Annotated in this window: 16 protein-coding genes; 9 read left to right on the plus strand and 7 right to left on the minus strand. The window is 41.5% G+C overall.

Annotation, left to right across the window (positions count from 1 at the left end; all coding sequences use genetic code 11):
* Nucleotides 1–8: 8 nt before the first annotated feature.
* The 7 genes from trpC to VM932_RS10915 all read right to left on the minus strand — a co-directional run bounded on the left by trpC (nt 9) and on the right by VM932_RS10915 (nt 5,973).
* The gene (gene trpC, locus VM932_RS10885; protein WP_326278832.1) at nt 9–794 is read right to left on the minus strand and encodes an indole-3-glycerol phosphate synthase TrpC; all 786 of its coding nucleotides are present in this window, start codon (nt 792–794) and stop codon (nt 9–11) included.
* A gap of 83 nt (nt 795–877) precedes the next feature.
* Nucleotides 878–1,873 carry an anthranilate phosphoribosyltransferase gene (gene trpD, locus VM932_RS10890; protein ID WP_326278833.1) on the minus strand — a complete coding sequence of 332 codons (996 nt, stop codon included), beginning with the start codon at nt 1,871–1,873 and terminating at the stop codon, nt 878–880.
* Nucleotides 1,874–2,067: 194 nt separating this feature from the next.
* Nucleotides 2,068–2,634 carry an anthranilate synthase component II gene (locus VM932_RS10895; protein WP_326278834.1) on the minus strand — a complete coding sequence of 189 codons (567 nt, stop codon included), beginning with the start codon at nt 2,632–2,634 and terminating at the stop codon, nt 2,068–2,070.
* A gap of 2 nt (nt 2,635–2,636) precedes the next feature.
* Nucleotides 2,637–4,034 (minus strand): anthranilate synthase component I family protein, encoded by a 1,398-nt coding sequence (locus tag VM932_RS10900; RefSeq protein ID WP_326278835.1) that lies wholly within the window; start codon nt 4,032–4,034, stop codon nt 2,637–2,639.
* 240 nt (nt 4,035–4,274) lie between these two features.
* Nucleotides 4,275–4,847, minus strand: coding sequence for a YceI family protein (locus VM932_RS10905; protein ID WP_326278836.1), 573 nt, complete (start codon nt 4,845–4,847; stop codon nt 4,275–4,277).
* A 41-nt stretch (nt 4,848–4,888) separates the two neighbouring features.
* Nucleotides 4,889–5,521, minus strand: coding sequence for an NAD(P)H-dependent oxidoreductase (locus VM932_RS10910; RefSeq protein ID WP_326278837.1), 633 nt, complete (start codon nt 5,519–5,521; stop codon nt 4,889–4,891).
* A 5-nt stretch (nt 5,522–5,526) separates the two neighbouring features.
* The gene (locus VM932_RS10915) at nt 5,527–5,973 is read right to left on the minus strand and encodes a MarR family winged helix-turn-helix transcriptional regulator (protein ID WP_326278838.1); all 447 of its coding nucleotides are present in this window, start codon (nt 5,971–5,973) and stop codon (nt 5,527–5,529) included.
* A 134-nt stretch (nt 5,974–6,107) separates the two neighbouring features.
* On the opposite strand from VM932_RS10915, the gene VM932_RS10920 reads away from it, so the two are divergent.
* The 9 genes from VM932_RS10920 to VM932_RS10960 all read left to right on the plus strand — a co-directional run bounded on the left by VM932_RS10920 (nt 6,108) and on the right by VM932_RS10960 (nt 12,477).
* Nucleotides 6,108–6,662 carry a TlpA disulfide reductase family protein gene (locus VM932_RS10920; RefSeq protein ID WP_326278839.1) on the plus strand — a complete coding sequence of 185 codons (555 nt, stop codon included), beginning with the start codon at nt 6,108–6,110 and terminating at the stop codon, nt 6,660–6,662.
* Between the two features lie 6 nt (nt 6,663–6,668).
* On the plus strand, nt 6,669–7,301 hold the full coding sequence (locus tag VM932_RS10925) for a thioredoxin family protein (RefSeq protein ID WP_326278840.1): 633 nt from the start codon (nt 6,669–6,671) through the stop codon (nt 7,299–7,301).
* An 80-nt stretch (nt 7,302–7,381) separates the two neighbouring features.
* Nucleotides 7,382–7,693, plus strand: a complete 312-nt coding sequence (locus VM932_RS10930) for a rhodanese-like domain-containing protein (RefSeq protein WP_293168633.1) — start codon at nt 7,382–7,384, stop codon at nt 7,691–7,693.
* Nucleotides 7,694–7,714: 21 nt separating this feature from the next.
* On the plus strand, nt 7,715–7,990 hold the full coding sequence (locus tag VM932_RS10935) for a DUF2851 family protein (RefSeq protein WP_326278841.1): 276 nt from the start codon (nt 7,715–7,717) through the stop codon (nt 7,988–7,990).
* Between the two features lie 81 nt (nt 7,991–8,071).
* The gene (locus tag VM932_RS10940) at nt 8,072–8,269 is read left to right on the plus strand and encodes a DUF2851 family protein (RefSeq protein WP_326278842.1); all 198 of its coding nucleotides are present in this window, start codon (nt 8,072–8,074) and stop codon (nt 8,267–8,269) included.
* 130 nt (nt 8,270–8,399) lie between these two features.
* Complete coding sequence (locus tag VM932_RS10945) at nt 8,400–8,627, plus strand: PspC domain-containing protein (protein ID WP_014033469.1); 228 nt, start codon at nt 8,400–8,402, stop codon at nt 8,625–8,627.
* Between the two features lie 2 nt (nt 8,628–8,629).
* Nucleotides 8,630–9,637, plus strand: a complete 1,008-nt coding sequence (locus VM932_RS10950) for a potassium channel family protein (protein WP_326278843.1) — start codon at nt 8,630–8,632, stop codon at nt 9,635–9,637.
* A gap of 85 nt (nt 9,638–9,722) precedes the next feature.
* A complete protein-coding gene (locus tag VM932_RS10955; protein WP_326278844.1) occupies nt 9,723–11,786 on the plus strand; it encodes an amino acid carrier protein in 2,064 nt (687 codons plus the stop codon).
* A 19-nt stretch (nt 11,787–11,805) separates the two neighbouring features.
* Nucleotides 11,806–12,477 carry a helix-hairpin-helix domain-containing protein gene (locus tag VM932_RS10960; RefSeq protein ID WP_326278845.1) on the plus strand — a complete coding sequence of 224 codons (672 nt, stop codon included), beginning with the start codon at nt 11,806–11,808 and terminating at the stop codon, nt 12,475–12,477.
* Nucleotides 12,478–12,653 lie beyond the last annotated feature (176 nt).

Genomic DNA, 12,653 nt, shown 5'->3' on the forward strand with positions numbered 1-12,653 from the left:
AATATCGTTTATACGATTATCTTATCAATAAATTTTTTTGCATTTTCACCCGGATTGTCCGTCTTCATAAAATTTTCCCCGATCAAAAAGCCTTTATAGCCAAACGCTTTTAAATCCCGAATGGCCTCAACCGAACTAATGCCGCTCTCGGAGACTTTCACAAAATCATCAGGTATTTTAATCGACAATGATTTGCTGATGTCCAAATCAACTTCAAAAGTTTTGAGGTTGCGGTTGTTTACTCCCAAGATGTCCAAACTCGGCATTAGGGACTTTTCGAGTTCTTCTTCGTTGTGTACTTCAAGCAATACATCCAGTCCTAGATCTTTGGCCAATTTGGACAAGGTTTTTATTTCTTCTTTGGATAAAATAGCAGCAATCAACAAAATTACGTCTGCACCGTAAGCTTTGGCTTCCACGATTTGATATTCATCTATGATGAACTCTTTTCGCAAAATGGGAATGTTGGTGGATGCCCTTGCCAGAACCAGATCATCCAACGAGCCTCCAAAGTATTTGCCATCGGTAAGTACGGACATGCCACAGGCCCCTGCATCGGTATACCCTTTGGCTACGTCCTGTACGCTCAAATTTTGGTTGATAACGGATTTGGAAGGGGAACGGCGTTTGTGTTCGGCTATAATGCCCGAGTTGCTCTTACGCAATACTTCTGCCAAGGAGACGGAGGTGCGCTCCATCATTACCGAGGCCTCCAATTGGGTCAGGGTGATCAGCGATTTTTTTAAATCGACTTCTTGGCGTTTATCGGCTACTATTTTGTCTAGTATGTTCATGTTGTTTTTGTTATCCCACACCTGATACGGGATCTATTTTTTTATTGACTCCTCCTTTCACAGGAACGACAATTAGCTTGTTTTTACTTTTTACTCAATTCCTGTAATTTTTTTAAAGCTTGTAAACCTTTGCCACTAAGCAACGATTCCTTTGCTTTTTCAAAACCTTCTTTTGGGGTAATGCCCTTCACGGTGGCAATGGCTACCCCTGCATTGGCGCAAACCACGTTATTTTGGGCATCGGTGCCTTTTCCTTGCAAAATATTCATGAATATCTGAGCTGAATCTGCCACATCTTCACCACCGACAATATCTTGTTGTGAAACTTTATCCACCCCAAAATCAGTAGGCTTCAATATGGCTTCGGTATTGTTGGAAATGGTCTTGGTGTCACCCGTCAACGAGATTTCATCATACCCATCCAACGCATTTAAGATGGTGAACTTTTTATCTGTGTTTTGATAGAGGTATCCATACATTCTGGCCAATTCCAGATTAAATACTCCTACCATTTGATTTTTTGGAAATGCAGGGTTTACCATAGGTCCCAACATATTGAAAAATGTTTTCACCGCCAACTCCCTTCGGATGGGAGCCACATTTTTCATGGCGGGGTGGAAGAGTGGGGCGTGCAATACACAAATACCAGCTTCCTCGATGGTTTTCTTTAGAAAATCAGCCTTATTACTGAATTTGATGCCCAAGAATTCCATTACATTGCTACTACCACATTTGGAGGAAACCCCGTAATTTCCGTGTTTGGTCACATGAATTCCAGCTCCGGCTGTCACAAAAGAGGCCAAAGTAGAAATGTTGAAAGTATCCTTGCCGTCACCGCCCGTTCCGCACAGGTCGATTGGGTCGTATTCAGCAAGGTCAACGGCCAAGCAAAGTTCCAAAAGGGCATCGCGAAAGCCTTCCAGTTCTTCAATGGTCACGCTCCGCATCATGTACACGGTGAGGAAAGCCGCAATTTGTGAGGTGTTGTATTCTCCTTTGGCAATGTTTACCAAAACCTGCTTGGCTTCTTCCTTGGGGAGAATTTCGTGATTGATGAGTTTATTTAATGTCTCTTTCATTGTTCTTCTTTGTCAATCCTGCACTTTGGCCTTGCTCGGCACAAACTCCAGCAGGAATCTATTTGTTATTATTTTGGATTCCCACTTTCGTGGGAAAGACACTCGTTTTTGCTCGGTCTGTCATTCCGCATTTAATTTGGGAACCAGTTTCATTTTTGTTTTGGATTCCTGTTTTTTGCAGGAATGACTTATCCCTAGCTTTCCAACCAATTTTTTAGCATTTGTTTTCCTTCGGGTGTTAAAACCGATTCTGGATGAAACTGTACAGCGGTCACCTTGTATTCTTTATGTCGAAGGGACATAATTTGTCCGTTCTCGTCCACCGCAGTGGTCTCCAATACCTCCGGCAAATCAGTATCAACTACCCAAGAATGATACCTTCCCACTTGAAGCGTTTTTGGCATGTCCTTGTAAATAGGGTCGTCTTTAGTGACGGTTATGGTGGTATCCACTCCGTGATAAACTTGGTCCAAGTTCACCAATGTGCCTCCGAACACTTCGCCTATGGCTTGCAGCCCCAAGCAAACCCCAAAAATACGTTTGGTGGGGGCGTAGGTTTTTATAATTTCCTTCAAAAGTCCTGCTTCATCGGGAATTCCTGGTCCAGGAGACAAAACCACATAGTCAAAGGGTTCTACTTCGTCCAAAGTAAGTTGGTCGTTCCGTTTTACGGTAACCTCGCAATCCAAATCCTCCAGATAGTGCACCAAGTTGTAGGTGAAGCTATCGTAATTGTCTATCATTAAAATCTTTCTTTCCATGCTTAGATTGTTTCGGCAATTTCCAGCGCTTTGGTCAATGCGCCCAATTTATTGTAGGTTTCTTGGAGTTCATCGTCCGGGTTGGAGGCAGCTACCAAACCTGCTCCAGCTTGGTAATACAGTTCGTGATCCTTGCTCAAAAAGGTTCGGATCATAATGGCGTGGTTAAAATTGCCTTCAAAATCCATAAACCCGATGGCCCCACCATAATAAGAACGACCCGTTTTTTCGTATTTTTCAATGAGCTGTATGGCCATATGTTTTGGCGCTCCACTCAATGTTCCTGCCGGGAAGGTGTCGGCGACTACCTTCATGGTGGTGCTGTTCTTTTTCTTTTGCCCGGTTACTTTGGACACCAAATGGATGACGTGGGAGAAATACTGTACTTCTCGATAAGTTTCCACTTTTACGGTATTTCCGTTGCGGCTGAGGTCGTTTCGAGCCAAATCCACCAACATTACGTGCTCGCTGTTTTCTTTTTCGTCCTGTGCCAATTTTTTTGCCAGTTCAGCATCTTTTTCATCGTTGCCGGTACGTTTATAGGTCCCGGCAATGGGGTGTATCTCGGCTTTACCTTCTTTTACGATAAGCTGCGCTTCCGGAGAACTACCGAATATTTTAAAGTCACCGTAATCAAAATAGAATAGGTATGGGGATGGATTTATGGAACGCAGTGCTCTATAAACATTGAATTCATCTCCCTTGAATTTTTGTTTGAATCTTCTGGAAAGTACCAACTGGAAAACATCACCTCGCTGACAATGCTTTTTGGCCAACTCCACTTGTTCCTTGTAATCTTCATCTTTAAGGTTGGATTCTGGTGCTCCTTCCTTGTTGAAATTGTATGATGAAAAGGTGCGTACATTAAAAAGCTGCTCCATTTCATCCACATTGCTTTCTGAGTTGTAACAATGCGCGAACAAATAGGCTTCATTCTTAAAATGATTGATGGCAATGATGTTCTGGTACACCGCATAGTAAATATCGGGAATATTGGCAGAATCATCCTTTTTGGATATTGCTACATCCTCAAAATAGCGGACGGCATCGTAGGCCATATACCCGAACAGTCCGTTGTAAATAAATTTAAAACCGTTTTGCGACGTTTTAAATTGCTTGCTAAAGTTGTGGATTACTTCTGTTACATCGGTGTCAGGTGTAATTTTGGCAACTTCTTTTGTGCCATCGGGAAATTCTTGAGAAATAATTTCGTTAGCTACTTTAATGGAGGCAATGGGATTGCAGCAGATGTACGAAAAACTGTTGTCGTTGGCATGGTAGTCGCTACTTTCCAAAAGGATGCTGTTGGGGAATTTGTCCCTGATTTTTAGGTAAACGCTTACGGGCGTAATGGTGTCCGCGAGAATTTTTTTGTAATGTGTTTTTAATTCGTATTTCATATTAGCTCTATAAAATGAAAAAGGCTTGTCGCGATGACAAGCCTCTTATATGATAATAATGGGGACTTAGCTCACGACATTCGACGTAAGTTTGTCCACCACCAGATATTTACTGTTCCGTTAATCATTGGTTCAAATATAGGGAGGAATTTTTAACGGGACAACAATGTTTTGTTTAAAATAGAAAATCCCGTCCAAGAATTTCTAGGACGGGATTTTCACACACTAAACTGGTGTTGATTACATCTGTAGGTCAACTACCAAATCAAATTCATCATATATCAATTTGTCCTTGGCGGTACCAATAATCCCAGATCCGTATTTTACATCGTACTTGGTTCTGTCCACTTTCAACGTAGCAGTTGCTTTGTCCCCATAAACGGAAACATCGAAAGTTATGGGCTCGGTAGTACCTTTAATGGTAAGGTCTCCTTTTACCTCGTATGAATTTTTCCCTGTTGATTTCACTTTAGTGAAAACCAATGAGGCGGTCGGGTGGTCGGCAGTACCGAAAAAGTCGTCGGACTTAAGGTGCCCATCCAATTTGTCTTTGTACTCACCTTCCAAATCTTGGGTGTTGATACTTGACATATCCACTACAAAGTTACCACCAACCAATTTTTCGCCGTCAAATTCCAGAGTACCAGATTCAAGGCTGATGGTTCCATTGTGGGAACCACCTACTTTATAACCTTTCCAGATTACGGTGCTTTCAGAAGTTTTTACTTCTTTGGTTTCTTTTTCGATTGGGTTGGCAATGGCAGAGGCACTAAATAGGGTGACCAATGTTAAACTTAAAATTGTCTTTTTCATGATTGTGTTAAATTTCTGTTTTAATTGTTAAGGGTTAAAATTTATATAAGCGTAAATAATTCTTCTTTGGATTTTCTCACTTTGGGCAAATGTTGTGTTTCATCTTCTGCGGAACGATAACCCACGGCCAAAACAACTGCTGCGTTGAGGTTTTTATCCTCTAGTCCTAAAATCTCATTGTATTTGTCAGATTCAAAACCTTCCATGGGGCAGGTGTCGATCTTTAATTCCGCCGCGGCCTGCATCAAATTGCCGAAAGCAATATATGCCTGTCTAGCGGTCCAATTGCTTTTAGTCTCTGTTGGAAGATCTATCAATTTGGATTTCATAAAGTCGGAATATCCTTTTAATCCTTCCTCGGGGATATTTCTGGTTTCACTCACATTGGTCAAATAGTCGTCGACCAATTCCTCCCCGAACTCAGTGGCATTAGCAAATACGATAATGTGAGATGCATCTGTAATCTGTGATTGATTCCACGAAGCAGGTTTCAATTGTTCCTTGACTTTTTGGTCAGATACCACAATAACATGGTAGGGTTGCAATCCATAGGAGGAAGCACTCAATCGTGTAGCTTCCAAAAGGGTTTCCAGATTTTCGTCCGATACCTTTTTTGTGGTATCGAATTTTTTGGTGGCATAACGCCATGTTCTATGTTCTAAAATGTTGCTCATTATGTCTAAAATTTATCTAATAGTTGATTTAATTGTTCCAAATCTTCTTTGTTGAGGTTTTTTACAATATCATTTTCTGCTTCCGAGACGGCCTTGTCCATTTTAGATAGTGCCTCCAACCCCGATGCTGTTATGGTAATTTCAACTTTTCGTCTGTTTGAAGGGCACACCGATCGGTTTACAAATCCCTTGGTGATCAATTTGTCTACCAAACGAGTGGTATTGCTCATTTTGGTTACCATACGCTCGTTTAAAGTGGACAGGTTGGCTGGTTTGTCCTTCTGTCCTCTCAATATTCTAAGAACATTAAATTGTTGCATGGAAATCTCGAAGGGCTTCAGTGCAGAGGCAAAGGCTTCATTACTCTTGTTATGAACCAATGTCATGTGGATAATGGTCTTGGTTTCCAAGGACAATTTTTGGGTTGTCTTAATAATTTCTTCCACATTCATGTATAAACAATATTTGTATATACAAATGTATATCGATTTTTGGTGATGAACCAAATATTATACCGATAAATTTTTGTTAAAGAATAAAAAAATGCATTTACAGGGTGTATTTTTAAATAAGTAAAATTCACATAATGAATAGGTTATTTGCTTTAGGGTTGATGGTTTTTATTTTTTTTGGATGTACCGAAAAGAAAAAGAAAGATACAGAAGTGGCAGAAAAGGCTGATACACTAACTGTTGCGCAAGAAGATATTGCTACCGCAGCCGTTAAGTTCCCTGTTTATGACTTTAAAGAGCTTGAGCCTTTGTTGCACAAGAAAGATGATAAAACCTACATAATTAATTTTTGGGCCACATGGTGTAAGCCTTGTATTAAAGAAATGCCCTATTTTGAAAGGGTGCATGCTGAGCAAAAGGACAATAATGTAAAAGTGATATTGGTAAATTTGGATATACCCAGTATGTGGAAGAGTCGCTTGGAACCTTATGTGGAAAATAAAGGAATCCAATCGGAAGTGGTAATACTTGATGACCCAAAACAAAATGATTGGATTCCAAAAGTTTCCGAAGAGTGGGGCGGAGGTATTCCTGCTACCTTAATATATAATAAGGACAAGCGAACTTTTTACGAACGTGGTTTCACGTACGAAGAGCTGAACGAAGAGTTGAATACATTCATAAACTAATCGACTATGAAAAAAACAAAGATTTTAGGATGGTCGGCATTGGCGTTGATTTTTGTAGCGGCCTTTGCCATGGGATTCAAGGCCGCGACCGAGCATAATTTGGACAATGGTTATGAAGTTGGGGATATGGCTGCCGATTTCTCCTTGAAAAACGTGGACGGAACCATGGTGTCCTTGTCAGATTTTGATAAGGCCAAAGGCTTTTTGGTGATCTTTACCTGTAATACCTGCCCGTATGCGCAAGCTTACGAGGACAGGATAATAGCATTGGATACCAAATATAAACCCCAAGGGGTACCCGTAATTGCCATTAACCCGAACAACCCAAGTGCCAAACCCGGCGACAGTTTTGCTAAAATGAAAGAGCGCGCAGGCGAAAAAGGCTTCACTTTTCCTTATTTGTTCGATGAAGGGCAAAAAGTATATCCCCAATACGGAGCAACTCGAACCCCACACGTTTTTTTGTTGGAAAAAGTAGATTCAGGAAATATGGTAAAATATATTGGAGCCATTGATGATAATTACCAAGATGCCTCGCAAGTAGATGAAAAATTTGTAGAAAATGCTGTGGACGCCATGTTGGAAGGTAATGAAATCAATCCTACAACGACAAAAGCCATTGGATGTGGTATAAGATAAGCCACGATAAAAATAAAACAACCAGAAATCCGGAGTAATGCTTCGGATTTTTATTTTTGTACCAATTTAAATTGAAAAAAATGTCAGATCTATCACAAGAAGAATGGGCGGAGCAATTGGAAAATGATGACAACGCCTTTATTTTGGATGTACGTACCCCCGAAGAAGTGGAAGAAGGATACATTCCCGGAGCAACGAACATCGATATTTATTTGGGTCAAGAATTTTTGGACGAGGTGGAAAAACTGGACAAGTCCAAAAACTTTTATGTCTACTGCCGATCAGGAAACCGTAGCGGACAAGCCTGCGCCATAATGAACAGTATCGGGATCGAGAATGCATATAATTTGGAAGGTGGCTTTATGGAGTGGGAAGGCGAAGTAGCAGAATAAGCCTCCATTTATCCCAAATCAATGCGAGAAGACCTACTTTATTTTATTTGGAAGCACAACAAGCTTCCAACAAAACAGCTGTGTGCCGGTAAGGGCGAAGCCATCGCAATCAAGGCCACGGGAATCCAAAACATGTATGCAGACCCCGATTTTTTTAATGCCAAGGTAGAAATCGACGGTCAGCTATGGGCCGGTAATGTGGAGATGCACTTGAAATCTTCCGATTGGTATGTGCGTCATCATAAAACGGATGAAAATTACGACAATGTCATTCTCCATGTTGTTTTGGGAGGATGACATTGCTGTTTTTAGAAAAGATGGTTCCCAAATTCCCACCTTGGAAGTGCAACAATATGTTTCCAATCAGCTTTTGAACTTTTGAATATTGACGATTGTTCGGACTCCTATTGTCTCCAACTCAAAAAAGAATATAACTACTTGTGCAGTAAGTTTGGTTTGACCGAGAATCTATCAAAACCTGAGTTTTTTGGCTTGTGGCCACTGAATTTTCCCACTATTAGGGTTTCGCAATTGGACAGGGAAGACAATTCCATCATAAAAATTTTGATAAAATAGGCCCAACAACACAAAATGCTTTGGAAAGTCAAGCAAAGTTGGAGCTCTATACTAATTGCTGCTCCAAAAATAAATGCATACAATGCGCCATTGGTACACAATTATTGAATAGAAATACATAATTTTAGCCATGTCTTTGTTCTACAATACCCTTTACTACTTTCAAAAAAGAGGCTTTGAGGTCTGTCGGCGCATAGCGGAACGGCTTGGCATTCGGGCCCGTGTGGTGCGCACAAGCTTTATCTATTTAACCTTTGTTACCCTGGGTTTTGGTTTTGCCCTATACCTTTTTATTGCATTCTGGCTTCGGATCAAGGACCTGATCTATACAAAAAGAACCTCTGTATTTGACCTCTGATCATGATTAGACTGATGCGCTCCAAAATAGTATTGGCACTTTCCTTAATGGTTGTGGTGCTCTTGTTTGGGGTGTTCGGTTATAAAATGCTGTCCGATTTTACTTGGATAGAGGCCATTTACATGACCATTATTACGGTAACTACCGTAGGCTTTTCGGAGGTGAGGCCGTTGGATGCCAATGCAAAGATTTTTACCGTATTTTTAATCGTCACCAGTGTTTTTATATTCGGTTTTGCCATTTCTGTGGTTTCGGAGTATATCTTGGGAAGGAATTCGCTGGAACTACTAAAAAAGAGAAAAGTGAAGAAGCAAGTAGATAGTCTTTCAAACCATGTTGTGGTTTGCGGTTTTGGTAGAAACGGCATGCAGGCCGCCGAAAAACTGATTGCCTACAAAAAGCCTTTTGTTGTTATTGAAAAAGATAAGGAGATCATTGAAAGGCACGAAGATGATGTATTGTTTGTGGAGGGCGATGCCAATGAGGACGAGGTGCTGCTGCAAGCCGGTATCGATCGCGCACAGTATTTGATCACCGCCGTGCCCGACGATGCGGCCAACCTTTTTATAGTACTGTCCGCAAGGCAGCTCAACAAGAATCTGTTCATAATAAGTAGGGCGTCTCAGGTCACTTCTATAAAAAAACTGGAATTTGCTGGGGCGAACAAAGTAATTATGCCCGATAAAATTGGTGGGGACCATATGGCTTCTTTAGTAGTAATGCCCGACTTGATCACATTTTTAGATCAACTCTCCATTGAAGGGGAACATACTACAAATTTAGAAGAGGTTGAAATCGAGGACTTCACCAGTCAAATGGACTGTAGCTCCCTTAGGGATTTGGACTTGCGAAGAAAAACGGGCTGTACAATTATAGGTTACATAGACCCGAACGGAAAATATATCATCAATCCAGAGGCAGATATGGCATTACAGCCAAAAAGTAAGGTGATTGTTTTGGGAAGACCGGAGCAAATACGTAAATTAAATCAAATGTTCCAGATAGGTTAGTTAAAAAAACATAAAATTTGATAGCGTTGAATTTTTTTTAGATATTGCTGCCTTTACCGTACCAAAAACTAACTAATTTCAATATATGAAGTATTTTATTACTCTATTGGCATTTTTTGCACTAACCACAGGTTTTTCACAAGAATTGACCGTAGTGGGCAAAACTTATAACGTCTCCGATAACATAAATAATGGGGTCATAGAACTTGAAGTTGATGGTGGGGTCGAACCCTATACCTATAAATGGAGCAACCAGAGTACGCCGCTCACATCAAAAAGGGCGCAAGGGCTGGTGGAAGGAATACCATATAGTGTAGTTGTAACAGATGCTGCAGGCAATTCCGTTACAAAGGAGTTTGAAATTGAGACAGAATCGATCACTGAAGTTTTCAACGGAACCATGACCCCGGCAGTAAGTGCTTTGGGGTCTGTTCTTTTTTGGGACCCCTTTGCCGCCATTGGAATATACGATCCTGTGGCCTACGCCGATGTAAAACTGATTGGTATCCCGGATTGGAGCAATGAAACCCAGGACAAATTTGTACTTAAGGAATGGCTCAAAGAAGAAAAGGCAAGTGTTGCCAAAGGCGAGGATATTGCCATTATATCCAGTGACAAACGAGGTGAGATAACCATACAATCCAACGCCAAAGGAAAACTCTTGCAAAAGGTGAAACAAGGAGGAGTAATCTATAACTCCCAGAACCCGGAGCATGTTATAGAGCAGGGAGCACATTATTTTGCTGAAATCGAGTATGACGAACCCATCCCAATGTTGCATCCCAATGGCGACCCAATTATCAAAGGGATTCCTTTTATTGTAATCTGGTTGGTGTTCGGGGCATTGTTCTTTACCCTCCGAATGGGATTCATCAACATCCGTGGCTTTAAGCATTCAATTGATCTGGCCAAAGGAAAATATGACGACCCTGATGCACCAGGGCAAGTAACCCACTTTCAGGCGTTGGCCACTGCAGTTTCTGGTACCGTAGGCCTTGGAAACATTGCAGGTGTTGCTGTTGCCGTTTCTTTAGGGGGAGCAGGAGCAACTTTTTGGATGATTATCTGTGGTTTGTTGGGAATGTCCTCCAAATTTGTGGAGTGCACCCTTGGCGTAAAATATCGTGACATACTTCCTGATGGGCGCGTGTTCGGTGGTCCTATGAACTACTTGCGGTATGGTCTTGAAAAAAGAAACCTGAAGGGGTTTGGTAAAGTGTTGGCAGGAGTGTTTGCACTGCTTGCTGTAGGAGCTTCCTTTGGAGGTGGAAATATGTTCCAGGCCAACCAGTCCTTCGAGCAATTGGCAGGACAGTTTCCTGTTTTGGCGGGCAACGGATTTTGGTTTGGTGTTGTTACCGCTATTTTGGTAGGTGTGGTCATCATTGGCGGAATCAGTAGTATTGCTAGGGTAACAGGTAAGATAGTGCCAATTATGGCCTCTGTTTACATTGTAGCTGCCTTGGCGGTCATTATAATGAACATACAAAATATTGGCCCTGCATTTACAGCCATTTTTGAAGGGGCATTGAACCCTTCGGCCTTAAAAGGAGGTATAATAGGTGTTTTGGTGGTTGGGTTCCAACGGGCAGCTTTCTCCAATGAGGCCGGTGTGGGTTCCGCAGCCATTGCCCATAGTGCCGCCAAGACCAATCATCCACCATCAGAAGGCTTTGTTGCTTTATTGGAGCCGTTTATCGATACGGTGGTGGTCTGTACCCTTACGGCCTTGGTCTTGATTTTTACCGGAATGCACGAGGTGGAAGGAATGGCCGGTGCCCAGCTGACTTCCGATGCTTTTGGTAGCCAAATATCTTGGTTCCCCTATGTGTTGGCCTTGGCAGTGTTCCTTTTTGCATTTTCAACCATGATTTCTTGGTCCTATTATGGAATGAGAGCATGGACATATCTTTTTGGGAAGAGCAAGCGTGCCGAAATGATCTATAAAATGCTGTTCTTGGTATTTGTGGTCGTGGGAGCTTCCGTAAGCTTGGGGGCCGTGCTGGACTTTTCCGATATGATGATCTTGGCCATGTCCTTCCCGAACATTATTGGACTCTACATCATGTCCGGTGAGGTGCGTAAAGATCTGGATGGCTATTTACAGAAATTAAAAGTCGGTCAACTCTTTAAAAAGGCTAAAAGTTAAGTTTTAGCATAACCATATTATGGGAAAACAATCCCACTTCAGATTCAATAAACAAGAACGGAGTGGGATTTTCTTTTTATTATTGATAACGACTGTGCTTCAAGGTGGGTGTTACCATGTAAAAGCAAAACCATCTCAACGGGAAAGCAATTTTGCTCTCGATACAGAGGAGCAGAGCAAGATGGATAGTCTTAAAAACCATCAGCTTGAGGCATCCGTAAAAACTTATCCCTTCAACCCCAATTATATTACAGATTATAAAGGGTATACACTGGGGTTGTCCACTTCGCAATTGGACAGATTGTTTGCTTTTCGTGAAGGGAGCAAGTTCGTGAATTCGGCCAAGGAGTTTCAAACTGTTACCCAGGTATCGGATTCGTTGTTGGATCAAAGTTCACCCTATTTTAAGTTTCCGGATTGGGTCACAACAAATCAATCAATCATCAAAAAAAAGACCTATAACAGAGAAAGAAATCAAGGTGAAGAATATCAACTTGGCTTCTGCCGAAGAGTTGAAATCAATTTATGGTATTGGGGAATATTATCGGAAAGAGTCACAAAGTTCCGGGACAGATTGGGTGGTTTTCTGGTGAAAGAACAGCTTTATGATGTTTATGGTCTAAAAACGGATGTGGGGAAAAAGTGTTGCTTTGGTTTCAGGTTTTGGAGGTTCCACCGATACAAAAAATAAATGTGAACAAGGCTGGTGCAGCCGAGCTGTCCCAATTGAGTTATCAGTAGGTCATTGGCTTTTGACATTGTTGCCCATAGCGACAGGAACGGTGCCTACAAATCATTTCAAGAATTGAGTAAAGGCAATAAATTTCCAACCGAAAAACTAGATAGAATAGCCTTATATTTGTCCTT

Origin of the sequence: Flagellimonas halotolerans (assembly GCF_035818535.1) — a bacterium.
Classification (GTDB): Bacteria; Bacteroidota; Bacteroidia; order Flavobacteriales; family Flavobacteriaceae; genus Flagellimonas; species Flagellimonas halotolerans.